Below are 26,031 nucleotides of genomic sequence, written 5' to 3'. Positions count from 1 at the left end.
CTCAGTCCTCGGCGTCGGGCTCGGGCCGTGGCTTGCGTGCCGTCAGGTCGAAGCGGAACAACCGGCATTCGATCGGCCCGTTCCACAGCGGCACGCGGCGCGACTCCTTGAAGCGCATCTTGCCGGGCAGCTTGAGGTCGGGCGTGAGCAGCCAGGCGGTCCAGCCGGCGTAGTGGCTTTTCCAGTGGGCGGCGAGCTGGTTGAAGAAGTCGCTGCCGTCGCCGCCATCGGCCATCTGCGCACTCTCGCGGCCCAGCCGCGAGACCTCCGATTCCCCGCGGCCCAGGCCCGGCGCGGGTGGTGCGGCCTTGCCAACGGTGAACGTGCGCGGCTCGCGCGGCGCCATGCGCTGGGCGCGGGCACTGGCGCGGTCTTCCGAGCTTTGCCCCGCCACACCAGCGGCGGCGATGCGCTCGCCGTAGGGCGGGTTGAGCAGCATCACGCCGGGTTTGTTGCTGGGCGGCATGCGCTGCAGTGCATCACCACCGCGCAGCTCGATGGCGTGGGCCACGCCCGCGCGCTCGGCGTTGCGCTGCGCGAAGTCGACCATGCGGAACGACACGTCGCTGCCGAAGACGATGGGTGGATGCCCTTCGGGCCAGTCGCGTTGCTGGCGCTCTGCATCGTCCAGGATGGGTTGCCACACATGCGGCTGGAACGGCAACAGCTTCTCGAACGCGAAGCGGCGCAGAAAACCCGGCGCGATGTTGAGCGCGATCTGCGCGGCCTCGATCACCACCGTGCCGCTGCCGCAGCAGGGGTCGTACAGCGGCACGATGTCGTCCAGCGGCTGGTCGGCGCAGGCGTCCCAGCCGGTGGCGGCGATCATGGCCGCGGCCAGGGTTTCCTTCAGCGGGGCGTCGCCCTTGTCCTCGCGCCAGCCGCGCTTGAACAGCGGCTCACCCGAGGTGTCGATGTACAGGCTCACCGTCTCGGTGGTCAGGTGCACGTAGATGCGCACGTCGGGCCAGGTGGTGTTGACGCTGGGGCGCTCGCCGCGCTTCTCGCGGAAGCGGTCGCAGATCGCGTCTTTCACCTTGAGTGCGGCGAAGTTCAGCGAAGTCAGCGGGCTGTGCTGCGCGGTGATCTCGACCTTGATGGTCTGAGCCGGCGTGAACCAGATCTCCCATGCCACCTCGCTGGCGGCGTGGTACAGGTCTTGTTCAGAGCGGTAGCCACCGTGCCAGAGCTGCACCAGCACGCGCTGCGTGAGGCGGCTGTGCAGGTTCAGGCGCATGGCGTCGCGCCACGAAGCGTTGAGCGCCACACCGCCGCGCGCCTTGTGCGGTGCGTCCACGCCGGTGATGCGCTTCACTTCAGCGGCGAGCATGTCCTCAACGCCGGCGGCGCAGGGCAGGAAAACTTGTAACTGGTTCAAAGCGATTTTCTGAGGTTCGCGGGCGCGATTCGCAGCGCCTCGCGGTACTTCGCCACGGTGCGGCGCGCGCATTCGATGCCCTGTTCGCGCAGCAGATCGGAGAGCTGGTTGTCCGACAGCGGCTTGGCGGCTTCTTCGGCGGCGATGAACTGCTTGAGCAGCGCGCGCACGGCCGTGCTCGACGCGTTGCCACCGGTCTCGGTCCCCAGCGACGAGCCGAAGAAGTACTTGAGCTCGTAGGTGCCGAAGGGCGTGGCCATGTACTTGGCGGTGGTCACGCGGCTGATGGTGGATTCGTGCAGGCCGAGCTCGTCGGCGATCTCACGCAGCACCAGCGGGCGCATGGCGAGTTCGCCGTGCATGAAGAAATTGCGCTGGCGTTCCACGATGGCGCTGGACACGCGCAGGATGGTGTCGAAGCGCTGCTGGATGTTCTTGATGAACCAACGCGCCTCCTGCAGGCGCTGCTGCATGGCGGCGTGGCCGGCCTCGCCGCCGTTGTCGCGTCCACCGCGGTTCTGGCGCATGGCGCTGGCGTACACATCGTGCACGCGCAGGCGGGGCATCACCTCGGGGTTGAGCAGCACCTTGAAGCCGCGGCCAGCGCGCGTGACCAGCACGTCGGGCACGACCACGTTGCGCTCCAGGTCCAGGAAGCGGCGACCCGGCTTGGGTTCCAGCCGCGCAATGAGGCCGAGTGCGGCGCGCACGGTTTCATCGTCCAGGCCGCACAGGTTGCACAGGCGCTTCACATCGCGCTTGGCCACCAACTCCATGGACTGCCCGCAGATGGCCAGGGCCGCGCGCGCCTCGGGCGTGTTGCGCAGTTCCAGGATCTGCAGGCGCAGGCATTCGGCCAGGCTGCGCGCGCCCACACCGGAAGGCTCCATGTGCTGCAGCAGTTGCAGGGCCATGGTCAGGCGCTGCTCCAGCGCCTCGCGTTCTTCCAGACCTTCGTTGGGGTCGTCGGTTTGCACACGTCCCGACAGGGCCTGCCAGGCCGCAGCCAGCTCGGCCAGGCTGTCTTCGATGTAGCCGTCGTCGCTGAGCGATTCGATCAGGAAGTACAGCGCGGCGCGGTCTTCGTCCGAGAGACGCAGGCAGCGCGCCTGGTCATGCAGGTGGTCCTGCAGGCTGATGTGGGCTCGGGCCAGATCGGCAGCGCTCGCGGTGTCGTCGTCGCCCGACGAATTGTTGTTGCGCGCGGGCGCGTCGCCACCCCACTCGCTGTCGTCGGGCGCCATCTCCACCGTGCCGTCGCCCTCCCAGCTCTCTTCCACCGGCGTGGCGCCGTCGAGCTTGCCTTCGATGGCATCGCCTTCGCTGCTGTCGCTGCTCGTGCTGCTGCTCGATTCGGTGCTGGAGAGCATCGGTCCGGGCGCTTCGGGCAGGGCGGCCTCGGCGATCTGCTCGCCCACGCTCACCGGCGCGTCGGTCTGCTCCAGGCCAAACGCTTCGCGCTCGGCCAGGTCTTCGGAGCGTTCGAGGAACGGATTCTCGTCGAGCATTTGCTCGACCTCCTGCGCCATCTCCAGCGTGGAGAGTTGCAGCAGGCGGATGGATTGCTGCAACTGGGGCGTGAGCGCCAGGTGCTGCGAAACCCTGAGTGACAGGCCTTGTTTCATGAAAACGCCAGTGAGCAAACGGCGAGACGATTCGCCGCCGGGCCGCCCCAAGGCGAATCAGCCCCCTCGGGGGGCAGCGAAGTACACGAAGTGACGAGCGTGGGGGTCATCACATCCTGAAATGTTCGCCGAGGTACACGCGGCGCACGTCGGCGTTTTCAACGATCTCGGCCGGCGTGCCGCTGGTGAGCACGTGGCCGTCGTTGATGATGTAGGCGCGGTCGCAGATACCCAAGGTCTCGCGCACGTTGTGGTCGGTGATGAGCACGCCGATGCCGCGCGACTTGAGGAAACCGATGATGCGCTGGATCTCGATCACGGCGATCGGGTCGATGCCGGCGAAGGGCTCGTCGAGCAGGATGAAGCGCGGATTGGTGGCGAGCGCCCGGGCGATCTCGACCCGGCGGCGCTCACCGCCCGACAGGGCAGGCGCGGGCGAGTCGCGCAGGTGGTCCACGTGCAGGTCCTTGAGCAACTCGTCGAGGCGGGCCTCGATGGCGGCCTTGCTCAGCGCCTTGCCGGCCTCGTCCTGCTGCAGTTCCAGCACGGCGCGCACGTTGTCGGCCACGTTGAGCTTGCGAAAGATCGATGCCTCCTGCGGCAGGTAGCCCAGGCCCAGGCGCGCGCGGCGGTGGATGGGCAGGTCCTGGATGGCCTGACCATCGAGCAGGATCGTTCCGGCGTCCGAACGCAGCAGGCCCACCAGCATGTAGAACGAGGTGGTCTTGCCCGCGCCGTTGGGCCCCAGAAGGCCGACGACCTCACCCTTGAAGACCGCGAGCGACACGTCCTTGACCACCTTGCGGCTGCCATAGGCCTTTTGCAGTCCCTGGGCCTCCAGCCGACTGAGATCGGGGGCGGTCGTCGGGCGCTTGCCCGGGCTCAGCGCCTGCGCCGAAGGCATCGCCGTCACTGCTGGCCCTCGCCAAGCTGGTTGCTGGGCCGCAGATTGGCTGGCGGCGCCGGTTTGGGAGCGGGAGTGCCATCCTTGGGCACGGGTGTGAGCATGGCGCGCACGCGGCCGGTGGGGTTGTTGGGGGTGCGGCTGGCCACGCCGCCGTCCACCGTGAAGACGTCGGTGGTGTTGTTGTAGACGATCACGCTGCCGGTGGTTTCGTCGTTGAGCTGGGTGCCCTTGAAGCGCTTGAGCACCGCATCGCCCACGAACCGGACGGAGTCGGCCTGGCTGTCGTATTCGATGCGCTGGGCCGTGCCTTCAATGAATTCGTCCACGCCGTCGCGCTTCTGGCGGAAAAACCCCGGGCTGCCGTTGACGATGCCGAACTGATGGCCCTGGGCATCCTGGCGCACCTCGACCTTGGCGCCCCGGATGACGATGGTGCCCTTGGTGATCACCACGTTGCCCGTGAAGATGCTGGTCTGGCGCGCGTCGTCGTAGCGCAGGGCATCGGCCTCGGCATTGAGTGGCAGGGTGCGGTCGGCTTTTTCGGCTTGTGCTGCGCTGGTCAGCAACAGACCCACCACCAGGCAGGCGCCCGGCCAGTACGACCGGCGGAAGAAGAGGTTGGGCAAGGTGGAGTGCATGGAGTTTTAGGGCACGAAACTTGCATTCATTGTAACGACGGGATGAAGGCTGCAAGGGCCCGAGAACTGCTTTACCCACTCTTTTCTCGCATCCTCTCAGGAATGCCGGGCGCCGGTCGCGCCACGAGCGTTCGCGCCAAAGACAAAGCCCGCCGAAGCGGGCTTTGTCCCTTGAAAGACGCGACTCAGGCCTTGCGGGCCGCTTCGACGATCAGTGCATCGGCCACCACCAGGGTGCGGGGGCCCTGACCATTCACATAAAAGCGCCCGGCCACGCCCAGCGACGGCGTGCCTTCGACGTTGTAGGCCTCCTGCAGCTGGGTGGCCTTGGCCGCCAGTCCCACCGCCGCACCGTTGTAGAACTCGTTGAAACGGGCCATGTCCACCCCGCCCTGCTTGTCGATCCAGGCGGTGATGGCGGGCTGGGTGGTGAGCGGCTGGCGGTCGACGTGGATCGCCTGAAACACCTTGCCGTGCAGCCGGTCCACCAGCTTCATGGCTTCGAGCGTGAAGTACAGGCGCTGCATGGGCACAAAAGCGGCGCTGAAGGCCACCGGCACGCGCCGCACGTTCACGTTGGCCGGTTTCTTTTTGGCCCACTCGTCGAAAGCGGGTTCGAAATTGAAGCAATGGATGCAGCTGTAGGCAAAGAACTCGACCACCTCGACCTGGCTGGCCGGACTCTCCACGGGCGCCGGGCGGCCCAGGCGGATGAAATCGGTGCCTTCCTTGGGCGCCACGCGCTGGGCCAGCGCGGGCGTGAGCGTCAGGCCGCCGGTGGCGGCCAGGGCGGTGGTGCCAGCGGCCAGCAAGGACCGGGAAAAATCGCGACGTTGCATGAAATCAAACTCCTTGATAAGGCTTGCTTGGGGCGGGCATGGCGTTGAAAGTTCCCGGCTGGCCTGCGCAGTGGTTCAGCGTTGCACGCGCACCAGCGCCGCTTCGACACCGTTGGCCTGCAGCTGCTCCTGGGTGAGGTCGGCCATGGCCTTCTGGTTGAACGGGCCCACGCGCACGCGGTACACGGTTCGGCCCGACTGTTCGCGCTCGGTCACATCGGCATTGATGCCCAGCATGGCGAGCTTGGCGCGCTGGGCTTCAGCATCTTCGGGCGAGCGAAACGCGCCGGCCTGCACGAAGTAGGTGAATGGGTCAGCGCCGGGCGCCGGTGCAGCCGCCGCGGTGGCGGGCGCGGCCGCCGGTGGCGTGCCCAGCTTGGACTGGACCAGCTCGCCCAGCGGATCGGTCGCTGGCTTGCTCCCGGCGGCCGGCACCGGGGGCAGGCCCTTGCCGTCGGCCGGCGGCACCACGATGGCGCCAGCAGCCCCGGGTGCGACCGCCGCCGCTGGCGGGGCCGCAGGAGCCGGGGTCGGCGCCGTGGCGGCATCGCCATTGAGCACCTTGTTGGGGTTCCAGCCTTTGTTGCGCTCGGCTTCCAGCGCGTCCTGTCCAGCGTTGCGCGACACATTGCGGTCGACAAACGGGATCGGCACGCGCGTGACGTAGACCGCCACCGCGAGCGCAATGCCCAGCCCCACCAGCAGACCCACCACAAGGCCGATCAGGGTGCCGCCGAGCGAACTGCGGGATTGCACAGGTTTCTTTTTCATTGCGTGTCTTGCCATCACATTTTCTGCGGGGCACTCACGCCCAGCACAGCCAAACCATTGTGCAGCACCTGTGCGGTGGCCGCGACCAGGGCCAGGCGCGCGTTCTTCACCGCCAGGTCGTCCACCAGGATGCGCTCGGCGTCGTAGTAGCTGTGGTAACTGGCGGCGAGCTCGCGCAGGTAGAAGGTCACGTCGTGCGGTGCGAAGTCGCGCGCGGCGTCGCTGAGCATGGCGGGGTACTTGGCCAGCAGCAGCATGAGGGTCTGGGCGGGCGCACTGTCCAGCGCGGAGAGGTCGGCGTCTTTCAAGGTGTTCACATCACCACCCCAGCTGACCAGCACCGAGCAGATGCGCGCGTGCGCGTACTGCACGTAATAGACCGGGTTGTCGTTGTTCTTCTGCACCGCGAGGTCCACGTCGAAGGTGTATTCGGTGTCGGGCTTGCGGCTGAGCAGAAAGAAGCGCACCGCGTCCTTGCTGGTCCATTCGATCAGGTCGCGCAGTGTCACGTAGCTGCCGGCGCGCTTGCTGATCTTGACCTCCTCGCCACCCCTGACCACCCGCACCATGGTGTGCAGCACGTAGTCGGGGTAGCCCTGGGGGATGCCCACGTTGGCCGCCTGCAGGCCGGCGCGCACCCGGGCAATGGTGCCGTGGTGGTCGGTGCCCTGGATGTTGATCACCTTGGTGAAGCCGCGCTCCCACTTGGCGATGTGGTACGCCACGTCGGGCACGAAGTAGGTGAACGAGCCGTCGGACTTGCGCATCACGCGGTCCTTGTCGTCGCCGTAGTCGGTGCTCCTGAGCCACAGCGCGCCGTCCTGCTCGTAGGTCTTGCCGGCCTCGATCAGTTTCTGCACCGTGGATTCGACGCGCCCGCTGGTGTACAGGCTGGACTCCAGGTAGTAGTGGTCGAACTTGACCGCAAAGGCCTGCAAGTCCAGGTCCTGTTCATGGCGCAGGTAGGCCACCGCAAACTGGCGCATGCCATCGAGGTCGTCGATGTCGCCGCTGGCGGTGAACGCGCGGTCGTCGGCTGTGACGGTTTTCTTTGCCAGGAAGTCGGCCGCGATGTCGGCGATGTAGGCGCCGTTGTAGGCGTTATCAGGCCACTGCGGATCACCAGGCTTGAAGCCTTGCGCGCGCAGGTGGGTGGAGGTGCCCAGCGTGGCGATCTGCACACCCGCGTCGTTGTAATAGAACTCGCGGTGCACGCTCCAGCCCTGGGTCTGGAACAGGCTGCAGATGGCGTCGCCCAGCGCGGCCTGGCGGCCGTGGCCCACGTGCAGCGGGCCGGTGGGGTTGGCCGACACGAACTCCACCATCAGCTTCTGGCCGTTGGGCTCGGCCATGCCGAAGCGCGCGCCCGAGGCGAGCACCTCGCGCACGATCTGCTGCTTGGCCGATGGTTTGAGGCGGATGTTGATGAAGCCGGGACCGGCGATGTCGATGTCGGACACCCACAGCGCGTATTCGGGACGGGCCAGCAGCGCCGCACGCAAGGTGTCGGCCAGCTGGCGCGGGTTGAGCTTGAGCGGTTTGGCCAGCTGCATGGCCGCGGTGCTGGCGAAATCGCCGTGTGCGGCCACTTTGGGCGACTCGAACGCGGCCTTGGCGCCCGCACCGGGGGAAAGGTTCTCGAGCGTGCTGGCCAGGCCAGCCAGCAATTCCTGTTTGATCTTGAGCATAGGGTCGCGATTTTAGGCGGGGGGCGGCGCCGGACGCAGATGCGTGGCCGCGGCAGCCTTCACCGCCGCCGTGAGCCGCTGGGCCGAGAGCGACTCGTGCGCCCAGTGCTGCCAATAAAGCACCACGTCCACCGTCGCGTCGGGCAGTATTTCCTGCAGGCCGGGGCGATGTGCCAGGTGTTGCTCGGGCACCATGCCCCAGCCCAGGCCGAGTTCGATGGCGGTCTCGAAGGCTTCCACGGCGGGTGCGAAATGGCGCGGGTAGTTGGGCTGGCGCAGACCGAAGTGCTGTTCCAGAAACGCGTCCTGCAGCGCGTCCTTGCGGTTGAAGATCACGGCCGGCTGCGCCAGCAGCTTGTGGATGGACACCGCGCCGCGCGGCGTGCGGCAGCGCTGCGCCACGGCCGGCGCGGCCACGCAGCGGTAGCGCATCACGCCCAGCGGCTCGGCCACGCAGCCGCGCATGGCGGTGGCCAGCGTGGTCACGCAACCCATCACGTCACCACTTTTCAGAGCGTCGTGCGTGTGGTCCTGGTCGTCGATCAGGATGTCGAGCAGCAGGTGGTGGCGTTGCAGCAGGGCGGCCACGCCGGGCAAAAACCAGCTGGCCACCGAGTCGGCGTTGATGGCAACGCCCAGGCTTTGCCACCGCACGCCGCCCCTGGGCTGCGCACCGCCCTGCAAACCATCGAGCAGATCGGCCTCCATCAGCCGCACCTGCTTCACATGGCCCAGCAGCGCCTGGCCAGCCGGGGTGGCGCGCACCTGTTTGCCGCGCACCAGCAGGCGCTGGCCCAGCGTGTCTTCAAGCGACTTGATGCGCAGCGACACCGCCGCCAGCGTGAGAGACAGGGCCTTGGCGGCGGGGCCGAAACCGCCGTGTTCGATCACGGCGTTGAGGGCCTCCAGTTGTCGGGCGTCCAGCATGGCACTTGAGGAAAACTCAACCCGAAGGGGTTTGGTCAGGTTCAGTTTAAGCCGGGAACGTGCTCCGGGTTCGCTGGCAGGCCGGTCAGCGGCAGGCCGCTGTGGTCCTTGAGACCCACCCCCGTGAGACCCAGGCGGCGGCTCTCGCCCAGCAGCCAGGCCAGGCGGCGCGCGGCGGTGTCCAGGTCCTGTCCGGCGGGGCGCACGTTGGAAATGCAGTTGCGCTGCGCGTCGCTGCAGCCCACGCGCGGTGCGCGCGTGAGATAAATGCCCACGCTGTCGGGTGAACTCAGCCCCGGGCGCTCACCCACCACCATGGCCACCGCTGCGGCGCCCAGGCGTTCGCCCACCTCGTCGGCCACGGCCACGCGCGCCTGGCGCACGACCACCAGCGGGCCGAGTCGCACCGCCGGATCGAGCGCGCGGCGGATCGCGCCCAGCAGCGCCGCGCCGTGTTGCTGGATGCCCAGGGCCGAGAGGCCGTCGCCCAGCACCAGCACCAGATCGGGGCTTTCGGCGTCGGCCGATACCAGCCGCGTCACGCTCTGTGCGTCCAGCCGTCGCCCAAGGTCGGGCCGCAGCAGGTACTCATGGCGGTCGCGCGCCTGGCTGTGCAGCAGCAACGGCGCGGGCCAACCCTGCTGTTGCAGCTCGGCGCTCAGCCTGTCGGTGTCCAGCGGCAGGTGGATGGCGTCTCGCGCCTGCGCGTGGGCCAGCGCGAAATCGAGCAGCTCGCGCGTGGGCAGGCTCACGCCGGTGCGCCCGAGCGCAATGCGCGCCGTGGTGTGCTGGCGCAGGTGCGCCCACAGATCGCGGCTGGGTGTCATGCGGCCTGCGGCAGCGTCCACAGCGAACGGGGCAGGGCCGGCTGGCGCGGCGTGCTCAGCAGTTGCCCCTGCGCGCCGGTCAGGCCCATGCTCTGCAGCCAGGCCTCGAACTCGGGTGCGCGCTTCAGGCCCAGCATCTCGCGCAGCACCAGCGCGTCATGAAACGAGGTGCTCTGGTAGTTCAGCATGATGTCGTCGGCGCCGGGCACGCCGATCAAAAAGTTGAGCCCCGCAGTGGCCAGCAACACCATGAGGTTGTCCATGTCGTCGCTGTCGGCTTCGGCGTGGTTGGTGTAGCAGATGTCGCAGCCCATGGGCAGACCGAGCAGCTTGCCGCAGAAGTGGTCTTCAAGCCCGGCGCGGGTGATCTGTTTGCCGTCAAACAAATACTCGGGACCGATGAAGCCGACCACGGTGTTGACCAGCAGCGGCCGGTAGCGCCGCGCCACCGCGTAGGCGCGCGCCTCACAGGTTTGCTGGTCCACGCCATGGTGCGCGTTGGCCGACAGCGCACTGCCCTGGCCGGTCTCGAAATACATCACGTTGTGGCCCACCGTGCCGCGCCCCAGCGCCTGCGCCATGGCGTGGGCTTCGTCGAGCAGCGCGAGGTCGATGCCGAACGACGTGTTGGCCGCCTGTGTGCCGGCGATGGACTGGAACACCAGGTCCACCGGCGCGCCCAGGGCCATGGCCTGCATGCTGTTGGTCACGTGGGTGAGCACGCAGGTCTGCGTGGGAATGTCGCCGCGCGCCAGCACGTCGGCCAGCACATGGTTCAGGCGCACCAGGTCGGGCACGCTGTCGGACACCGGGTTGATGCCGACCACGGCGTCGCCCGCGCCGTGCATCAGGCCGTCGATCATGCTGGCCACGATGCCCGCAGGGTCGTCGGTCGGGTGGTTGGGCTGCAGGCGCACCGAGAGGTGGCCGCGCAGGCCTTGCGTGTTGCGAAAGCGCGTGACCACCTCGCAGCGTTTGGCCACCAGCATCAGGTCCTGGTTGCGCATGAGCTTGCTCACCGCAGCCACCATCTCGGGTGTGAGGCCGGGGGCCAGCGCACGCAGCACCTCGGGGGTGGCCTGGGCCGAGAGCAGCCAGTCGCGAAAGCCGCCCACGGTGAGCGAGGCCACGGGCGCGAAGGCCAGCGCGTCGTGGCTGTCGATGATGAGCCGTGTGACTTCGTCGTCTTCGTAGGGAATGAGCGCTTCGCTGAGGAAGTCGGACAAGGGCACGTCGGCCAGCACCCAGCGCGCGGCCACCCGCTCCTGCTCGGTGGCGGCGGCCACGCCGGCCAGGCAGTCGCCCGAGCGCAATGACGTGGCCTTGGCCATCACCTCGCGCAGGCTGCCGAAGCGGTGGCTGCGTCCTCCCAGCGTGGCGCTCAGGTTCATTCCGCCGTGCCCAGCATGGCGTCCAGCGGCGCTGCGTCACGCTGTCCGCTGGTGAGGAAGAAGTACAGGTAGGCCAGTGCCATCAACACCAGGAAGAGCACGGTGATCATGGCGTTGAAGTACACCACCGCCGCCAGGCAGATCACGCCGCAAAACAGCGCAATGGCGGGGAACACCGGGTAGAGCGGCGCGCGGTAGGGGCGGTCCAGCTGGGGTTCGCTCATGCGCAGTTTGAACAGCGAGGCCATGGACACGATGTACATCACCAGCGCGCCGAGCACGGCCATGGTGACGATGTTGGCGGTCAGTGGCAGGCCGCCGAAGGTGACCCACTGATCGCTGAACACCGCGATGACCCCCACCACGCCGCCACCCACCAGCGCACGCACCGGCGTCTTGAAACGCGGATGCACCACGGCAAAGTAAGCCGGCAGATAACCGGCACGGGCCAGCGCAAACATCTGGCGAGAGTACCCCAGGATGATCCCGTGGAAGGAGGCGACCAACCCGAACAGACCGATCCAGATCAGCATGTGCAGCCAGCCGCTGGACTCGCCCACCACCATCTTCATGGCCTGGGGCAGCGGGTCGTTGATGTTGGACAGCTTGCTCCAGTCGCCCACGCCACCGGCCATCACCATCACCAGAAACGCCAGTGCCACCAGCGTGAGGATGCCGGTGATGTAGGCAATGGGAATGGTGCGGCGCGGCTCCTTGGCTTCTTCGGCCGCCATGGCAGCGCCTTCAATGGCGAGGAAGAACCAGATGGCGAACGGGATGGACGCGAAGATGCCGGCCCAGGTACCCATGGTGAAGGTGTCGGACCCGGCCCAGCCGTTGGCGGTGAAGTTGGCCAGCGACCAGCCCGGCGCCACCACGCCGGCGAACACCAGCAGCTCGGCCACGGCCAGCAGGGTCACCACCAGCTCGAACATCGCAGCGATGCCCACGCCCAGCGCATTGAGGGTGATGAAGATCACATAGGCACCCAGCGCGGCCACCTTGGGGTCTAGCGAGGGGAACTGCAGCCCCAGGTAGGCGCCGATGGCCAGCGAGATCGCCGGTGGTGCGAACACGAATTCCACCAGCGTGGCGTAGCCCGCGATGAAGCCACCGGTGGGCCCGAAGGCGCGCCGCGCGTAGGCAAACGGCCCACCCGCGTGGGGAATGGAGGTGGAGAGTTCGGTGAAGCTGAAGATGAAGGTGGTGTACATCAGCGCCACGAACATCGTGGCCATCAGAAAGCCCAGCGTGCCCGCGCTGGCCCAGCCGTAGCTCCAGCCGAAGTACTCGCCCGAGATCACCAGGCCCACGGCGATGCCCCAGAGGGAAAAGGCGCCCAGCACGGGCTTGAGTTCCCGCGATACCAGCTTGGGTGTTGTTGACATGTTGTTGCTCGCATCAAGTGTGGATGACGCCCGAAACGGCTCGGGCAGCCCCCGGCATCTTGTGCAATGCGCTGCGCGCGGTGGTATCCCGATTGGGCAAGCGACGCTGGAAATGCGGTTTTTTTTCCGATTCGGGATAGCGCAGACCGGGTTTTCCTGCGGATCGCCCGGTGGCATGGAACTTGATACTTGCTTCCGACTGGAACCACGTTCGAAGGAGCACGCCATGTTGGTGCAGTCCGACACAGCCACTGCCTGCTTCCGCGTCAAACGCACGCAGGACGTGGACATCCACGCCCGCAACCTGGCGTCGTGGGAACAACACTACGAGCAGACTTCGCCCGGCACCTTCAGCGGCGAGGTGCGCGAACTGGTCGACAACGGCCTGCAGGTGTTCGAGGAGGTGGCCAGTTGTGCCACCAGCCAGCGCTGCAGGCCCTGGCGCGGCGGCATGTGGATCGGCCTGGCCGTGCCGGAATCCGACGGCGGCCTGCGCTTCATGGGCCGTCCCTCCCACGGCCTGCAACTCATGCTGGCCGGAGGCGACGAGCCGTTTGATCTGCAGGTGCCGGCCGGCCACGGCCTGTACGGCATGGTGCTGGACGAGGCCCAGCTGGCCCGCCACGTGCACGCGCTGCACCAGCAGCCATGGCCCGAGCATCGGGCTGGTGTGCCGCGCGTGCAGACCCTCACCACCCTGCAGCGCTACCGGCTCGCCGGCATGGTGCGGGAGGTGCTGCGCTGCCTGCAGGAGCAGCCCGAGGCCCTGCACCACGAAGCCAGCCGCCGCTCGCTGCGCGAGGCCCTGCTGAACGTGCTGTGCGACGTGGTGGTGCCGCAGACCCTGAGCGAGGCGGTGAGTCCGCGCCAGCTGCGCCGCCAGGAACTGGTGCGCCGGGTGCGCGAGCTGGCGCTGGAGCACCCGGACCAGCCCCCGAGCGTGGCCGAGCTGTGCACCCGCCTGCATGTGACGCGGCGCACCTTGCAAAACGGGTTTCAGGAAGCCCTGGGCACCAGCCCCGCCACCTACCTGCGCACCGTGCGGCTCAACGCGGTGCGCCGCGCCCTGCGCGAGGGCGATGCGCTGGCCACCATCGCCGACACCGCCGCTCGCTGGGGTTTCTGGCACATGGGCCACTTCTCGCAGGACTACAAGGCGCTGTTCGGCGAGACGCCTTCGCAGACCCGCCAGCACGCTTGAACCCTCCTTAACACTCAAGCGAAACTTGATCAAACATAGACATTATTGATTTGGTTTAACTCTTGCAGTCCAGAGGGCACACTCGCGGCACTGTCCAGAGAAATACCATGTCCGTCTTCGCCCCCGCCCTCTTCTCCCCCACCTTCACCGCCGGCATGGTGCTGAGCATGTCGCTGATCATGGCGATCGGCCCGCAAAACGCACACGTGTTGCGCATGGGCCTGCAACGCCAGCACCTCTGGCTCACCGTGCTCACCTGCGCGCTGGCCGACATCGTGCTCATCGGCCTGGGCGTGCTGGGCCTGGCGCAACTCGGGGGCCTGTCCGACAAGCTGCTGGGCGCGCTGGTCGGCGCCGGCGTGCTGTTCCTCGGCGTCTATGGCTGGCAGGCGTTCCAGCGCTTCCTGCATCCGCGCGTGTTGGCGCTGGAGGGCGCTGACGCGGGCTCCAGCACCGTGGTCGCCGAGCCGGTCTCGCGCCGCCAGGCCGTGCTGTCCGCCATGGCCTTCTCCTTCCTCAACCCACACGCCTGGCTCGACACCGCGGTGCTCATCGGCACCGCCTCGCTGGCCTATGGCCAGGGCAGCAAGGTCTTCGGCATGGGCGCGGCAGCCGGCTCGGTGGTGTGGTTCCTGGCGCTGGGTGCGGCCGCCTTCTGGCTCGGGCGCCGCCTCAACTCCCTGCACGTGTGGCGTGCGCTGGACGGCCTGGTTGCGTTGATGATGTGGGGCACGGCGGGCTGGTTGCTGACCAGCCTGTTCTGACCTCAGGAGGTTTCGCGATGCAACGCCAACTGCGCGGCGCCGACGCGCCCGTGACCCTGTTCGGCCCCGACTTTCCGTTCGCCTTCGACGACTGGATCGCCCACCCACAGGGCCTGGGTGAACTGCCGCGCGAGCGCCTGGGTCAGGAGGTGGCCATCGTCGGCGCCGGCATGGCCGGCATGGTGGCGGCCTACGAGCTCATGAAGCTGGGCCTCAAGCCCGTGCTGTACGAGGCTTCGCAGATGGGCGGACGGCTGCGCTCGCAGGCGTTCGAGGGTGGGCAGGGCGTGGTGGCCGAGCTGGGCGGCATGCGCTTTCCGGCGTCGAGCACCGCCTTCTTCCACTACGTGCGCCGCCTGGGCCTGAAGACCCGCCCGTTTCCCAACCCGCTCACGCCCGCCGCAGGCTGCACCGTGGTCGACCTCGAAGGCCAGACGCACTGGGCGCGCAACCTCGCCGATCTGCCGCCGTTGTTCAGCGAAGTGGCCGACGCCTGGGCGCAAGCGCTCGAAGAAGGCGCGGGCTTCACCGCCCTGCAGCAGGCGCTGCGCGAGCGCGACATCCCGCGCCTCAAGGCCCTGTGGGACCGGCTCGTGCCGCTGTGGGACGACCGCACCTTCTACGACTTCGTCGCCACCTCGAAGGCGTTCGCGAAACTCTCGTTCCAGCACCGCGAGGTGTTCGGCCAGGTCGGTTTCGGCACCGGCGGCTGGGACTCGGACTTCCCCAACTCCATGCTGGAGATATTGCGCGTGGTGCTCACCGGCTGCGACGAGAACCAGCACCTCATCGAAGGCGGCGTGCAGCAGGTGCCGCTGGGCCTGTGGCAACACGCCCCCGCCGCGCACGAGCTGCGCCACTGGCCCGCCGGCACCACGCTGGCCAGCCTGCACTCTGGTGCGCCGCGTGCCGGCGTCACGGCCATCGCGCGCGCCGCCAGCAACGAGCTCGCCGTCACCGACACCTGGGGCAACACGCACACCTACCCCGCCGTGCTCACCACCTGCCAGAGCTGGCTGCTGACCACGCAGATCGCGGTGGAGGAGTCGCTGTTTTCGCAGAAGCACTGGATGGCGCTGGACCGCACGCGTTACATGCAGTCGTCCAAAACCTTCGTGATGGTGGACCGCCCGTTCTGGAACGATCTCAAGGCCAACGGCTGGCCGACCATGGGCATGACGCTCACCGACCGGCTCACGCGCGGCACCTACCTGTTCGACAACGGGCCGGACCAGCCCGGCGTGATCTGCCTGAGCTACGCCTGGATGGGCGACGCGCTCAAGATGCTGCCGCACGACACGAAGAAGCGTGTGCAGCTCGCGTTGTCCGCACTGGAAAAGATCTACCCCGACGTGGACATCGCCAGCCACATCATCGGCGACCCGATCAGCGTCTCGTGGGAAGCCGACCCGCATTTCCTCGGCGCCTTCAAGGGTGCGCTGCCCGGCCACTACCGCTACAACCACCGCATGTACAGCCACTTCATGCAGGACAAGCTGGCGCCCGCCGAGCGCGGCATCTTCATTGCCGGCGACGACGTTTCGTTCACGCCCGCGTGGGTGGAAGGCGCGGTGCAGACCTCCCTGAACGCGGTGTGGGGCATCGCGCGCCACCTGGGCGGCCACACGCACGCGGACAACCCCGGGCCGGGCGACGTGTTCGCCGAGCTCGGGCCGATGGCACTGCCGGACTGATCTCCGTTCGGGCTGAGCTTGTCGAAGCCCTCACCCACACCCATGACCGCCGACACCCTCTCCCTCGCGCTCTGGCAGTGCCCCTACGCAGGCCGTTCCAGCGAAGCCCTGGTGCGGCTCGACGCCACCGCCGCGCAGGCCCGCGCCCAGGGTGCCGGGCTGCTGGTCTGCCCCGAGATGTCGCTCACCGGTTACCAGATCGGCGCGGCCCAGGTGGCCGAACTCGCCGAGCCGGCCGACGGCGCGCTGGCTCAAGCCGTGGGTGCCATCGCACAGCGCCACGGCATCGCCATCGTGTACGGCTACCCCGAACACCACGCCGGAAGCAAGCCGTACAACGCCGCGCAGTTCATCAGCGCCGACGGCCAGCGTGTGGCGAACTACCGCAAGACCCACCTCTTCGGCGACATCGACCGCGCGCAGTTCAGCCCCGGTCCGCAAGCGCCCGCGGTGTTCGGGTGGAACGGCTGGCGCCTGGGCCTGTTGATTTGCTACGACATCGAATTTCCCGAACCGGCGCGCGGGCTTGCGCTGCAAGGCGCCGACGCGATCCTGGTGCCCACGGCCAACATGGTCGCCTTCGACGAGGTGCAGCGCGTGCTGCTGCCGGCGCGCGCGCTGGAGAACCGGGTGTATGTGGCCTACGCGAACGCCTGCGGGCAGGAGGGCGACACGGCCTATGGCGGCCTGAGCACGGTGTGCGGCCCCCTGGGTGATGCAGGCCACTCGGCAGGGCGTGACGAGGCCTTGCTGCTGGTCACGCTGGAGCCTTCGGCCTTGCAGCGCGCCCGCGTCGGCGCCCAGTGGCCCGACCGCCGGCCCGCGCTCTACGCACCCGGGCGCGGTTGAGCCTTCACGGCGCGCGGCTGGCGCCTCCTGGGGCTGGCCGTGGCGCGGCTGGCCTGGGTCAGCAGTTGCGCAAACGCCGTGGCGGCCGGCGACAGGCTGCGCCCGGTGCGGCGGATCAGGCCGATGGTGCGGCTGATGGCCGGGTCTTCCAGCCGAACACCCACGATGGAGGCGGGCTGGCGGGGCAAGGTGAGCTGCGGAACGATGGCGACACCCAGCCCGTTGTCCACGAAGCCGATCAAGGTCGAGATGTGGCGGAATTCGCAGACCGGTCGCGGCAGCGGGGCCAGCTCGGCCAGCGCCTGGTCGATCAACACCCGGTTGCGGCTCGCGTGCGACACCAGCGCGTACGGGTAGTCCGCGAGCTCTTCCCAGCGCACCGAACGCCGACGGGCCAGCGGATGCTCCGCGGGACATGCCAGCACGAAGTGCTCCTTCAGCAAGGGCGTGAACTCGACCTCGGGGTCCTGCATGCCGGTGTAGTTGAGCGCGAAGTCCGCTTCGCCGCTCTTCACGCTGGCGAGCACTTCGTCCGCGCCCTCTTCGATGATCCGCACCAGCACATGCGGGTGGTGCTCGCGGTAGCTGCGGATCACCCCGGGCAGGAAGTGGTGCACGGCCGAGAACACGCAACCGATCGTCACGTCACCCGACTCCAGGTGCGCGACATCGTGCAGGTCGACCACCGAGCGGTCGAGGTCGTCGATCACGCTGCGCACCTGACCCAGGAAGCGCTGCCCCAGCTGGGTGAGCGCCACGCTGCGCGTGGTGCGGTCGAACAGGCGCACGCCCAGCAAGCCCTCCAGGTGGGAGATGCGGCGCGAGAGCGCCGGCTGCGACAGGTGCAGGGCCTTGGCCGCCGCGGCAAAGCTCTGCAGTTCGCCCACGGTGACGAAGGCACGAAGGTCGGCCAACGTCGGCTTCATCGGATTCATCTCACCTCCCATTCATGCATTGAATGCATCAAGACCTCAGAAAGATGCAATTTACAGCACCTTCCCGCGCTGTCAACATGAGCACACAACGAAGGAGACAAGAACCGTGAAACGCCGCCACCTCTTGCAGGCAGCATCGGCTGCCATCGCCCTGCCAGGCCTTGCCCTGGCGCAGACCTACCCCACCCGATCCATGCGCTACATCGTGCCCGTGGCCGCCGGCGGCGGCAGCGACATGATCGCCCGCGTGGTCACCGAGCGCTGGGGCAAGGCGCTGGGCCAGAGCTTCATCGTGGACAACCAGAGTGGCGGCGGCGGCGTGGTCGCGTGCCAGCTCACGGCCCGCGCACCGGCCGACGGCTACACCTTGCTGCAAGGCTACGTGGCCACCCACGGCACCACCCCGGCCACGCGCCGCGTCAGCTACGACGCGGTCGCCGATTTCACGCCCATCGGCATGATCGGCGCCACACCGAACGTGCTGGCGGTCAACGCCAACGTGCCGGTCAAGGACATCAAGGAATTCATCGACTACGTCAAGCGCCAGCCGGGCAAGCTGAGCTATGGCTCGGCCGGCCAGGGTTCGCTCACGCACCTGACGATGGAACTGCTCAAGCAGGAGACGGGCATCTTCATGCTGCACATCCCCTACCGCGGCATCGCGCCCGCCATCAACGACCTGCTGGGCGGCCAGACCCAGGCGATCTTTCCCGGCCTGGCGGCGGCCCTGCCGCACCTGCGCTCGGGCCGCATGCGCGCGCTGGCCGTGACCGGCAAGTCCCGCAGTCCGCAGCTGCCGAACGTGCCCACCATGGACGAGATCGGTTTCAAGGGCTTTGATGCCATGCAGTGGTACGGCGTGGTCGGCCCGGCCGGCATGCCGGCGGACGTGGTGCGCCGCCTCAACGAGACGCAGGTGGCCGTGCTAAAGGCGCCCGACCTCGCCGAGAAGCTCGCGGGCGAAGCCGTGGAGCCCTGGCCCATGGCGCCCGACCAATTCGGTCAGTACATCCGCGCCGAAGTCACGCGCTGGAGCGCGCTGGCCAAGGCACGAAACATCCGCCTGGACGAGTGACGCTGGCCGAAGTCCCGCTGCCTCTCTCTTCCTCCCTTTCCTCCTCACCAGAACAGGTTCCCGTGGCCCGCAACACCCAAGTCCCAGCCGACACCTCGGCGCCTCCCATCACGGCCATCCTGGCCCGTTTCGTCGCCACCCACCCGCCCAAGGGCTGGAGCGCCGCCGTTGAAAACGAGGCCCACCGCACCTTCTACAACTGGCTGGGCTGCGCGATCGGCGCGGCGCACCACGAGGCGGCCGACGCCGCCCTGGCCGCCGTGCAACTGCTGCAGCCCGCACCGCAAGCTACCGTGCTGGGGCGCAGCGAGCAGGTGGACATGGCCAGCGCCGCACTGGTCAACGGCATCACCTCGCACACCTTTGATTTCGACGACACGCACCTGAAAACCATCATCCACCCGGCCGGCCCCGTGGCCTCGGCCGTGCTGGCGCTGGCGGAGCACCTGGGCAGCAGCGGGCGCGAGGTGCTCGATGCGCTGGTGCTCGGCATCGACGTGGCCTGCCGCATCGGCAACGTGATGTACCCCGACCACTACGACCGCGGCTGGCACATCACCGGCTCCACCGGCATGCTGGGCGCCGCAGCCGGCTGTGCGCGCCTGCTCAAGCTGAACGAGCAGCAGACCACCATGGCGCTCGGCATCGCGGCATCGCAGCCCGTCGGCCTGCGCGAGCAGTTCGGCACCATGACCAAACCCTTCCACCCGGGCGGTGCGGCGCGTGCCGGCCTCATGTCGGCGCTGCTGGCGAGCCAGGGTTTCACGTCGAGCGCGCGCGCACTCGAAGCGCCGCGCGGCTTCGTGCAGGTGGCGTCGGACAAGCGCGCCTGGCACGAGGCCACCGACGAGCTCGGCGAGCGCTTCGAGATTTCCTTCAACACCTACAAGCCCTTTGCCTGCGGCATCGTGATCCACCCCAGCATCGACGCCTGCGTGCAGCTGCGCGACCAGGGTGTGACACCGGACCAGGTGAAGACCATCGAGCTGCGCGTGCACTCGCTGGTGCTCGAACTCACCGGCAAGAAAACGCCTCAGGACGGCCTGCAAGGCAAGTTCAGCGTCTACCACGGCTGCGCGGTGGGCCTGATGTACGGCCGCGCGGCGGAAGAAGAGTTTTCGGATGCGGTGGTCACCGACCCGGCCGTGGTGGCGCTGCGCGACAAGGTGCAGGCCACGGTGGACGACAGCATCGCCGAGGAAGCGGTTCACGTGACCGCGGTGCTGCACGACGGCCGGCGCGTCGAGGTGCGCGTGGACCACGCGATCGGCTCCATGCAGAACCCGCTGACCGACGCGCAGCTGGCAGCCAAGTTCGGCTCGCTCGTGGCGCCGGTGCTCGGTGCCGACAAGGCGCAGGCCATCACCACCGCTTGCCGCGCACTGGCCTCGCTGCCCGACGTGCGCGCGCTCACCGCGCTCTGCCGCCCATAACCCCTCCGGTCGCCCCATGCCCCACCTGCCCGCCTCCGCTGCCCTGCAGCGCTTCCGTGTGATCGACCTCACCCAGGTGCGCGCCGGCCCCACCGCCTGCCGCCAGCTGGCCGACTGGGGCGCCGACGTGGTCCAGGTGCAGATGCCCGAGAGCATGCGCGGCGACGACACGCTGGGGGGCCAGGACGGCTCCGACTACCAGTACACGCACCGCAACAAGCGCTCGATCACGCTGAACCTGAAGGAAGACGAAGGCATCGCCACCTTGAAGCGCCTCATCGACGGCGCGGACGTGGTGGTCGAGAACTTCCGCCCCGACGTGAAGTTCCGCCTGGGCATCGACTACGCCTCGCTGGCCGCGAGCAACCCCGGCCTGGTCTACGCCAGCATCTCGGGCTTCGGCCAGACCGGACCGCTGGCCTCACGCCCGGGCTTCGACCAGATCGCTCAAGGCATGGGCGGACTGATGTCCGTCACCGGCCAGCCGGGCGAGGCACCCATGCGCGTGGGCATTCCGATCGCCGACCTGTGCGCCGGCATCTTCGCGGCACAGGGCATCCTGGTGGCGCTGCTGGAGCGCGAAGCCTCGGGCAAAGGCCAGTACCTGCACACCTCGCTGCTGGAATCGATGGTCTACATGCTGGACTTCCAGACCTCGCGCTACCTGATCGACGGCGAGGTGGCCACGCAGGCGGGCAACTTCCACCCCACCAGCATCCCCACCGGCGTCTACAAGGCGCGCGACGGCTACATGAACATCGCCGTGTTCGGCTCCAAGATCTGGGAGCGCTTCTGCCACATCCTGGGCGCGCCAGAGTGGATCACCGATGAGCGCTACCACGACAAGCCCTCGCGCTCCATCAACCGCGACTCGCTCAACGCCGAGATCAACCGCCGCCTGGCCACGCACGACCGCGCGCACTGGGTCCAGCAGTTCAACGACGGCGGCGTGGCCTGCGGCCTGATCAGCAACATGCAAGAGGCGCTGGAGGAGCCGCAGGTGCAGCACCTCGGCATGGTCAAGGAGGTGGTGTCGAAGTGGCAGGGTCCGCAGCGCCTGGTCGGCCAGCCCATGCAGCTGGAGCGCACGCCCAGCACCATCGCGCGCGCTGCGCCGCGCCGCGGCGAACACACCGAAGAGATCCTGGGGGAACTGGGCCTCGGGGCAGAGGACCTGGCCCGCATGAAAGCCGCTGGAGTCTATTGATGAACGATCCCACCTACACCAGCACCACCGAACGCGTGCAGACCTGGCTCGACGAGCGCACGCTGCACATCCGCTTCAACAACCCGGCACGGCACAACGCACTCTCGGTTGACATGTGGGAGGCCGTGCCGCCGCTGCTCGACACCGCGAGAGACGACGACCGAGTGCGCCTGGTCGTGTTCTCCGGCGCGGGCGAGAAGGCCTTTGTCTCGGGTGCGGACATCACGCAGTTCGAGGACATGCGCGCCGCGCGCGAGGCGGTGGCCTATTACGAGAAGATGGCCGAGGCCACGCTGATGGGCATCCACGATTTCCCCAAGCCCACGCTGTCCTGCATCCGCGGCTATTGCATCGGTGGCGGTGTCAACGTGGCCATCAGCTGCGACATCCGCATCGCCTCGACCGACTCGGTGTTCTCCATTCCCGCCGCGCGGCTGGGCCTGGGCTACCGCTACTCGGCCATGAAGAACCTGGTGGACCTGATCGGCCCGGGCGCGGCGAAAGACCTGTTCTTCACCGCACGCCGCATCGATGCGGCTGAAGCGAAATCGCTCGGTCTGGTCTCGCGCGTCTGCGAACCCGAGGCCCTGCCCACCTTGCTGGCCGAGTACGCCGGCACCATCGCCGAGAACGCGCCGCTCACGGTGATGGCCGGCAAGGCGATCACGCGCGAAATCCTCAAGCCCTCGCCCGAACTCGACAGCGCGCTGTGCGCCTCGCTCATCCGGGGCTGCTTCGAGAGCGCCGACTACACCGAAGGCCGCAGCGCCTTCATGCAGAAACGCAAGCCTGTTTTCACCGGCCGCTGAACGCCTGACGCGCCGTGTGCGCAACCAACACCCCAAGGAAACGAACCCATGCAGTCCTACTGGATGCAGATGACCGACACGGACACCGTGCTCGACTTGCGCGACAGCCCCATACCCACACCGGAGCCGAAACAGTTGCTGGTGCGCATGCGCGCCGCCGCGCTCAACCGCGGCGAATTCCTGCTCGGCCATGGCCTGCATGGCCAGCCCGGCAGCTGGAAAGCCATCGGCGGTGAAGGCGCGGGGGAGGTGATGGCGGTGGGTGCCGAAGTCACCGGGTTCAAACCCGGTGACCGGGTCATGGGCCGCTGCCCGGGTGCGTTCTCGGAGTACGCGGTGATGGAGTCGGCCGAAGCCATGCCGGTGCCACCCGGCCTGCCGTGGGAAATGGCCGCCAGCGTGCCGCTGACCTTCCTGGTCGCGTTCGACATGCTGGTGCTGCAGGGCCACCTGAAAGCCGGCGAGTGGCTGCTCATCAACGGCGTGTCGTCCGGCGTGGGCGTGGCGTCGTTGCAGCTGGGCAAGGCGCTGGGCGCGCACGTCATCGGCACCTCGGGTTCGGCCGACAAGCTGGAAGCGCTCAAGCCACTGGGCCTGGACCTGGCCCTGCACACCCGCGCGGCGGACTTCGCGCCCGCCGTCATGCAGGCCACACAGCAGCGCGGCGCCAACCTGATCGTCAACACGGTCGGCGGCACCGTGTTCGCGGAAGACATGCGTGCGCTCGCCTTCGAAGGCCGGCTGGCCACGGTGGGCTATGTCGATGGCGTGGTGCACGCCGACATCGACCTCGAAGCCCTGCACGCCAAGCGCCTCACCCTGTTCGGCGTGTCCAACAAGCTGCGCAGCAAAGCCCAGCGCGCTGCGGCCGTGCCGCGCTTCGTGGCCGAGGTCATGCCGCACATCGCGTCCGGGCGCATCCGGCCGCACATCGACACGGTGATGGACTTCGCCCAGCTCCAGGAAGCCAAGGCGCGCATGGAGGCCGGCGCGCACATCGGAAAAATCGTCCTGCGCATGCCGGCAGGCGCGGCCTGAATTTCAAACCCCCACGAGGAGACAAACCCATGAAAAACAAGCACCTGATCCTGGCCTTCGCCCTGAGCACACTGGCCGGCACCGTCTGGGCGCAGGCCGCTACCTACCCGAGCAAGCCGATCCGCATCGTGGTCGGCTTTGCACCCGGCGGCGCGGCCGATTACGTGGCGCGCTCCATGAGCGAAGCCTTCAGCAAGGCCATGGGCCAGACGGTGATCATCGACAACAAGCCCGGCAACGGCTCCAGCATCGCCGCCGACATCGTGGCCAAGGCCGCGCCCGACGGCCACACCCTGCTGATCGCCAGCCCCAGCAGCATCTCGGTGAACCCGGCGCTCAACCCCAAGCTGACCTACAAGCCCAGCGATCTGGTGCCGGTGAGCAAGATGACGACCTCGCCGCTGGTGCTGGCCGTCACCCCCAACAGCCCCATCAAGTCGGTGTCCGACCTGATCGCCACCGCGAAGAAGGACCCGGGCAAGCTCAACTACTCCACCTCGGGCAACGGCTCGGCGCCGCACCTGGGCATGGCGCTCTTCAACCTGTTGACCAACACGGAAATGACGCACGTGCCCTACCGGGGCGGTGCCATCGCCATCACCTCGGTGATGGCCGGCGAGACGCAGGTCACGTTTGGCACCTCGCCCTCGGTGCTGCCGCAGGCCCAGGGCGGCAAGCTGCGCGCGCTGGCCGTGAGCACGCGTGAGCGCTCGCCGCTGGTGCCCGATCTGCCCGGCATGCGCGAGGCCGGCCTGCCGGAATACAACCTGGAGTTCTGGTACGGCATGTTCGTGCCGGTGGGCACCCCACCGGCCATCATGAAGACCATCCACGAGGCCGTGCGCACGGCCATGCAGCAGCCCTCGGTGAAAGCGGCGCTGGAGCGCGAAGGCACCGAGGTCTCGCTCTCGAGCACGCCGGAGCAGTTCGGCAGTTTCCTCGCGGAAGACAGCAAGTTCTGGGTGAACCTGGTCAAGACCGCCAACGTGAAAGTCGACTGAGATGAGCACCCTCGACCTGTCGCGCCGCCACCTGGGCGCGTTCTTCGCAGCCTCCGCCCTGGTGCTCGGCGGCTGCGCGGCCACCGCACCCGCCAAGGATTCAGCCGCAGCCATTGCCCAGCTCTCACCCACCGGCAAGCTGCGGGCCGCCATCAACTTCGGCAACCCCATCCTGGCCACGCGCAACGCCGCGGGCGAGCCGCAGGGCGTGTCGGTCGATCTGGCGCGAGAGGCCGCGCGCCGCCTTGGCCTGCCGCTGGAGCTGGTGCTGTTCAACTCGGCCGGCAACGTGGTGGAAGGCATCAAGGCCGGCAAGGTCGACCTCGCCTTCGTGGCCATCGACCCGGTGCGCGCGGCCGACATGGAATACACCGCGCCCTACGTGGTGATTGAAGGCGCCTACCTGGTGCGCAACGACTCGGCGCTGCGTCGCAACGAAGACGTGGACCGCGCCGGTACCCGGGTGGTGGTGGGCAAGGGCAGCGCCTACGACCTGTTCCTCACACGCGAGATCAAAGCCGCCACGCTGGTGCGCGCACCCACCTCGCCCGCCGTGACCGACATGTTCCTCGCCGAGAAGCTCGATGTGGCCGCCGGCGTGAAGCAGCAACTGGAGATGGACGCGCAGCGCGTGGGCGGCGTGCGCCTGTTGCCCGGGCGCTTCATGGTGATCGAGCAGTCCATGGGCGTGCCCAAGGGCCGCACCGCCGCGCAGGCCTGGCTCAGCGGTTTCATCGAAGAGATGAAGGCCACCGGTTTCGTGGCGGCCGGGCTGCAGCGCCACGGCATCCAGGGTGCCGCCGTGGCACCCGCTCGCCAGCCCTGAGCGTTCAGGCGAGCGGGCGCTCGCCCACGCCGAGCACGAACTCGCCCGGCAGCGCAAAGCCGCCAGCGCGGGCCCAGCGCTGCAGGGACGCGAGGTACTCGGCGTGCACGGCGATGCGGGTGGGCGTGTCGAAGCGGCCGTAGGCCAGCGCCACCGGCCCCCCTTCAAAGGCCGCGTCGCACGCGGTGGCGCTGTCCGCGTAATCGATGGTGGTGGCGATGCGCTCGGCGTGTACCTCCCGCAGACCGGCGCCGGCCAGCGCGGTGCGCAGCGTGTCACCTCCGCCAAGACGGAAAAACATCGGGCAGACCTCGGACTGCACGCGCGCGTCGACGATGGGGAAGACGCCCGACCAGCCGCAGGCCGCGCGCTCGCCCCAGACCGACACCACCAGCCGCCCACCCGGTCGCAGGCAGCGCGCCATGGCGGCCAGGCTGGCCTCGGGGTCGGGCATGTACATCAGGCCCAGCCCGCACAGCACCACATCGAAATGATCGGGAGGCAGCACCGCGTCCACGGTCTGCGCATCGGTGCGCAGGAAATGGCAGCCGATGGATGCGGCCTGAGCCACCGCCACCATGCCCGCCGACACGTCGCAGCCCACGGCTTCGCCGCGCGGCCCGACGGCGGCCAGCGCCGCTCGCGTGAGCACACCCGAGCCGCACGCCACGTCGAGCACACGTTCGCCCGGCTGCAGCCGGGCCAGGCGCAACACGCCCTGCGTGGCCGGGGCCAGCGCCTCGCGCCACAGGTCTTCGTACCGCGCCGAGGCGCGGTCCCACCCGTAGCGCTGCACGCGCAGTTGAAGCCGCCCGTCCAT

At 68.3% G+C, this 26,031-nt stretch carries 24 protein-coding genes; 11 read left to right on the top strand and 13 right to left on the bottom strand.

What is annotated here, in order from left to right:
* Position 1 precedes the first annotated feature (1 nt).
* From F9Z44_RS02185 to eat, 11 genes are all read right to left on the bottom strand, one after another.
* Entirely contained in the window at positions 2 to 1,378 is a 1,377-nt protein-coding gene (locus tag F9Z44_RS02185; protein WP_159603204.1) for a THUMP domain-containing class I SAM-dependent RNA methyltransferase, read from the bottom strand.
* Complete coding sequence (gene rpoN / locus F9Z44_RS02180; protein WP_159603195.1) at positions 1,375 to 3,003, bottom strand: RNA polymerase factor sigma-54; 1,629 nt, start codon at positions 3,001 to 3,003, stop codon at positions 1,375 to 1,377. Before rpoN ends, F9Z44_RS02185 begins: the two co-directional genes overlap by 4 nt.
* A gap of 109 nt (positions 3,004 to 3,112) precedes the next feature.
* Entirely contained in the window at positions 3,113 to 3,907 is a 795-nt protein-coding gene (gene lptB, locus F9Z44_RS02175; protein WP_159603193.1) for an LPS export ABC transporter ATP-binding protein, read from the bottom strand.
* 5 nt (positions 3,908 to 3,912) lie between these two features.
* On the bottom strand, positions 3,913 to 4,548 hold the full coding sequence (lptA, locus tag F9Z44_RS02170; RefSeq protein ID WP_159603191.1) for a lipopolysaccharide transport periplasmic protein LptA: 636 nt from the start codon (positions 4,546 to 4,548) through the stop codon (positions 3,913 to 3,915).
* 185 nt (positions 4,549 to 4,733) lie between these two features.
* On the bottom strand, positions 4,734 to 5,387 hold the full coding sequence (locus tag F9Z44_RS02165) for a thiol:disulfide interchange protein DsbA/DsbL (protein WP_159603189.1): 654 nt from the start codon (positions 5,385 to 5,387) through the stop codon (positions 4,734 to 4,736).
* A 75-nt stretch (positions 5,388 to 5,462) separates the two neighbouring features.
* Positions 5,463 to 6,158, bottom strand: coding sequence for an SPOR domain-containing protein (locus F9Z44_RS02160; protein WP_159603187.1), 696 nt, complete (start codon positions 6,156 to 6,158; stop codon positions 5,463 to 5,465).
* Positions 6,159 to 6,172: 14 nt separating this feature from the next.
* The gene (gene argS / locus F9Z44_RS02155; RefSeq protein WP_159603185.1) at positions 6,173 to 7,846 is read right to left on the bottom strand and encodes an arginine--tRNA ligase; all 1,674 of its coding nucleotides are present in this window, start codon (positions 7,844 to 7,846) and stop codon (positions 6,173 to 6,175) included.
* A gap of 12 nt (positions 7,847 to 7,858) precedes the next feature.
* Positions 7,859 to 8,773 (bottom strand): HTH-type transcriptional regulator ArgP, encoded by a 915-nt coding sequence (locus tag F9Z44_RS02150; RefSeq protein ID WP_159603183.1) that lies wholly within the window; start codon positions 8,771 to 8,773, stop codon positions 7,859 to 7,861.
* Positions 8,774 to 8,814: 41 nt separating this feature from the next.
* Positions 8,815 to 9,600, bottom strand: coding sequence for an ethanolamine ammonia-lyase subunit EutC (eutC, locus tag F9Z44_RS02145; protein WP_159603181.1), 786 nt, complete (start codon positions 9,598 to 9,600; stop codon positions 8,815 to 8,817).
* Positions 9,597 to 10,991 (bottom strand): ethanolamine ammonia-lyase subunit EutB, encoded by a 1,395-nt coding sequence (locus F9Z44_RS02140; protein ID WP_159603179.1) that lies wholly within the window; start codon positions 10,989 to 10,991, stop codon positions 9,597 to 9,599. The genes eutC and F9Z44_RS02140 overlap by 4 nt, the downstream gene beginning before the upstream one ends.
* Positions 10,988 to 12,379: an ethanolamine permease gene (gene eat, locus F9Z44_RS02135; protein WP_159603177.1), complete on the bottom strand. Its 1,392-nt coding sequence runs from the start codon at positions 12,377 to 12,379 to the stop codon at positions 10,988 to 10,990. Before eat ends, F9Z44_RS02140 begins: the two co-directional genes overlap by 4 nt.
* Positions 12,380 to 12,605: 226 nt before the next feature.
* Here eat and F9Z44_RS02130 point away from each other — a divergent pair, with 226 nt between their 5' ends.
* The 4 genes from F9Z44_RS02130 to F9Z44_RS02115 all read left to right on the top strand — a co-directional run bounded on the left by F9Z44_RS02130 (position 12,606) and on the right by F9Z44_RS02115 (position 16,887).
* The gene (locus tag F9Z44_RS02130) at positions 12,606 to 13,580 is read left to right on the top strand and encodes a helix-turn-helix domain-containing protein (protein ID WP_159603175.1); all 975 of its coding nucleotides are present in this window, start codon (positions 12,606 to 12,608) and stop codon (positions 13,578 to 13,580) included.
* A 107-nt stretch (positions 13,581 to 13,687) separates the two neighbouring features.
* Positions 13,688 to 14,344, top strand: coding sequence for a LysE/ArgO family amino acid transporter (locus tag F9Z44_RS02125; RefSeq protein ID WP_159603173.1), 657 nt, complete (start codon positions 13,688 to 13,690; stop codon positions 14,342 to 14,344).
* A 17-nt stretch (positions 14,345 to 14,361) separates the two neighbouring features.
* Positions 14,362 to 16,038 (top strand): flavin monoamine oxidase family protein, encoded by a 1,677-nt coding sequence (locus F9Z44_RS02120; protein WP_159603171.1) that lies wholly within the window; start codon positions 14,362 to 14,364, stop codon positions 16,036 to 16,038.
* 42 nt (positions 16,039 to 16,080) lie between these two features.
* On the top strand, positions 16,081 to 16,887 hold the full coding sequence (locus F9Z44_RS02115) for a carbon-nitrogen hydrolase family protein (RefSeq protein ID WP_159603169.1): 807 nt from the start codon (positions 16,081 to 16,083) through the stop codon (positions 16,885 to 16,887).
* On the opposite strand, the gene F9Z44_RS02110 is transcribed toward F9Z44_RS02115, so the two are convergent.
* The gene (locus F9Z44_RS02110) at positions 16,866 to 17,813 is read right to left on the bottom strand and encodes a LysR family transcriptional regulator (RefSeq protein WP_159603167.1); all 948 of its coding nucleotides are present in this window, start codon (positions 17,811 to 17,813) and stop codon (positions 16,866 to 16,868) included. The genes F9Z44_RS02115 and F9Z44_RS02110 overlap by 22 nt on opposite strands.
* A gap of 115 nt (positions 17,814 to 17,928) precedes the next feature.
* Between F9Z44_RS02110 and F9Z44_RS02105 the strand changes: the two genes are divergently transcribed.
* The 7 genes from F9Z44_RS02105 (at position 17,929) to F9Z44_RS02075 (ending at position 25,211) form a co-directional block, all read left to right on the top strand.
* Positions 17,929 to 18,897, top strand: coding sequence for a Bug family tripartite tricarboxylate transporter substrate binding protein (locus tag F9Z44_RS02105; RefSeq protein ID WP_159603165.1), 969 nt, complete (start codon positions 17,929 to 17,931; stop codon positions 18,895 to 18,897).
* A 62-nt stretch (positions 18,898 to 18,959) separates the two neighbouring features.
* Positions 18,960 to 20,330, top strand: coding sequence for an MmgE/PrpD family protein (locus F9Z44_RS02100; protein WP_159603163.1), 1,371 nt, complete (start codon positions 18,960 to 18,962; stop codon positions 20,328 to 20,330).
* 16 nt (positions 20,331 to 20,346) lie between these two features.
* Entirely contained in the window at positions 20,347 to 21,537 is a 1,191-nt protein-coding gene (locus tag F9Z44_RS02095; RefSeq protein ID WP_159603161.1) for a CaiB/BaiF CoA transferase family protein, read from the top strand.
* The gene (locus F9Z44_RS02090; protein WP_159603159.1) at positions 21,537 to 22,346 is read left to right on the top strand and encodes an enoyl-CoA hydratase; all 810 of its coding nucleotides are present in this window, start codon (positions 21,537 to 21,539) and stop codon (positions 22,344 to 22,346) included. Before F9Z44_RS02095 ends, F9Z44_RS02090 begins: the two co-directional genes overlap by 1 nt.
* A 48-nt stretch (positions 22,347 to 22,394) precedes the next feature.
* Positions 22,395 to 23,384, top strand: coding sequence for a zinc-binding dehydrogenase (locus F9Z44_RS02085; protein WP_159603157.1), 990 nt, complete (start codon positions 22,395 to 22,397; stop codon positions 23,382 to 23,384).
* Between the two features lie 29 nt (positions 23,385 to 23,413).
* The gene (locus F9Z44_RS02080; protein ID WP_159603155.1) at positions 23,414 to 24,385 is read left to right on the top strand and encodes a Bug family tripartite tricarboxylate transporter substrate binding protein; all 972 of its coding nucleotides are present in this window, start codon (positions 23,414 to 23,416) and stop codon (positions 24,383 to 24,385) included.
* A 1-nt stretch (position 24,386) separates the two neighbouring features.
* Positions 24,387 to 25,211 (top strand): ABC transporter substrate-binding protein, encoded by an 825-nt coding sequence (locus F9Z44_RS02075; protein WP_159603153.1) that lies wholly within the window; start codon positions 24,387 to 24,389, stop codon positions 25,209 to 25,211.
* Between the two features lie 4 nt (positions 25,212 to 25,215).
* Here the strand turns inward: F9Z44_RS02075 and F9Z44_RS02070 are convergent, their stop codons facing one another.
* Positions 25,216 to 26,031, bottom strand: coding sequence for a class I SAM-dependent methyltransferase (locus F9Z44_RS02070; protein ID WP_159603151.1), 816 nt, complete (start codon positions 26,029 to 26,031; stop codon positions 25,216 to 25,218).

This window comes from Hydrogenophaga sp. PBL-H3 (assembly GCF_010104355.1).
Lineage (GTDB): Bacteria > Pseudomonadota > Gammaproteobacteria > Burkholderiales > Burkholderiaceae_C > Hydrogenophaga.
Note: the sequence above shows the minus strand (reverse complement) of the source record. Positions and strands in the feature narration are given on the sequence as shown.

What these genes read in the sequence shown, in the direction of transcription:
- rpoN (WP_159603195.1), bottom strand. Translation starts at nt 3,003, where the DNA reads ATGAAACAAGGCCTGTCACTCAGGGTTTCGCAGCACCTGGCGCTCACG.
- lptB (WP_159603193.1), bottom strand. Translation starts at nt 3,907, where the DNA reads ATGCCTTCGGCGCAGGCGCTGAGCCCGGGCAAGCGCCCGACGACCGCC.
- lptA (WP_159603191.1), bottom strand. Translation starts at nt 4,548, where the DNA reads ATGCACTCCACCTTGCCCAACCTCTTCTTCCGCCGGTCGTACTGGCCG.
- F9Z44_RS02165 (WP_159603189.1), bottom strand. Translation starts at nt 5,387, where the DNA reads ATGCAACGTCGCGATTTTTCCCGGTCCTTGCTGGCCGCTGGCACCACC.
- F9Z44_RS02160 (WP_159603187.1), bottom strand. Translation starts at nt 6,158, where the DNA reads ATGAAAAAGAAACCTGTGCAATCCCGCAGTTCGCTCGGCGGCACCCTG.
- argS (WP_159603185.1), bottom strand. Translation starts at nt 7,846, where the DNA reads ATGCTCAAGATCAAACAGGAATTGCTGGCTGGCCTGGCCAGCACGCTC.
- F9Z44_RS02150 (WP_159603183.1), bottom strand. Translation starts at nt 8,773, where the DNA reads ATGCTGGACGCCCGACAACTGGAGGCCCTCAACGCCGTGATCGAACAC.
- eutC (WP_159603181.1), bottom strand. Translation starts at nt 9,600, where the DNA reads ATGACACCCAGCCGCGATCTGTGGGCGCACCTGCGCCAGCACACCACG.
- F9Z44_RS02140 (WP_159603179.1), bottom strand. Translation starts at nt 10,991, where the DNA reads ATGAACCTGAGCGCCACGCTGGGAGGACGCAGCCACCGCTTCGGCAGC.
- eat (WP_159603177.1), bottom strand. Translation starts at nt 12,379, where the DNA reads ATGTCAACAACACCCAAGCTGGTATCGCGGGAACTCAAGCCCGTGCTG.
- F9Z44_RS02130 (WP_159603175.1), top strand. Translation starts at nt 12,606, where the DNA reads ATGTTGGTGCAGTCCGACACAGCCACTGCCTGCTTCCGCGTCAAACGC.
- F9Z44_RS02125 (WP_159603173.1), top strand. Translation starts at nt 13,688, where the DNA reads ATGTCCGTCTTCGCCCCCGCCCTCTTCTCCCCCACCTTCACCGCCGGC.
- F9Z44_RS02120 (WP_159603171.1), top strand. Translation starts at nt 14,362, where the DNA reads ATGCAACGCCAACTGCGCGGCGCCGACGCGCCCGTGACCCTGTTCGGC.
- F9Z44_RS02115 (WP_159603169.1), top strand. Translation starts at nt 16,081, where the DNA reads ATGACCGCCGACACCCTCTCCCTCGCGCTCTGGCAGTGCCCCTACGCA.
- F9Z44_RS02110 (WP_159603167.1), bottom strand. Translation starts at nt 17,813, where the DNA reads ATGAAGCCGACGTTGGCCGACCTTCGTGCCTTCGTCACCGTGGGCGAA.
- F9Z44_RS02095 (WP_159603161.1), top strand. Translation starts at nt 20,347, where the DNA reads ATGCCCCACCTGCCCGCCTCCGCTGCCCTGCAGCGCTTCCGTGTGATC.
- F9Z44_RS02090 (WP_159603159.1), top strand. Translation starts at nt 21,537, where the DNA reads ATGAACGATCCCACCTACACCAGCACCACCGAACGCGTGCAGACCTGG.
- F9Z44_RS02085 (WP_159603157.1), top strand. Translation starts at nt 22,395, where the DNA reads ATGCAGTCCTACTGGATGCAGATGACCGACACGGACACCGTGCTCGAC.
- F9Z44_RS02080 (WP_159603155.1), top strand. Translation starts at nt 23,414, where the DNA reads ATGAAAAACAAGCACCTGATCCTGGCCTTCGCCCTGAGCACACTGGCC.
- F9Z44_RS02075 (WP_159603153.1), top strand. Translation starts at nt 24,387, where the DNA reads ATGAGCACCCTCGACCTGTCGCGCCGCCACCTGGGCGCGTTCTTCGCA.
- F9Z44_RS02070 (WP_159603151.1), bottom strand. Translation starts at nt 26,031, where the DNA reads ATGGACGGGCGGCTTCAACTGCGCGTGCAGCGCTACGGGTGGGACCGC.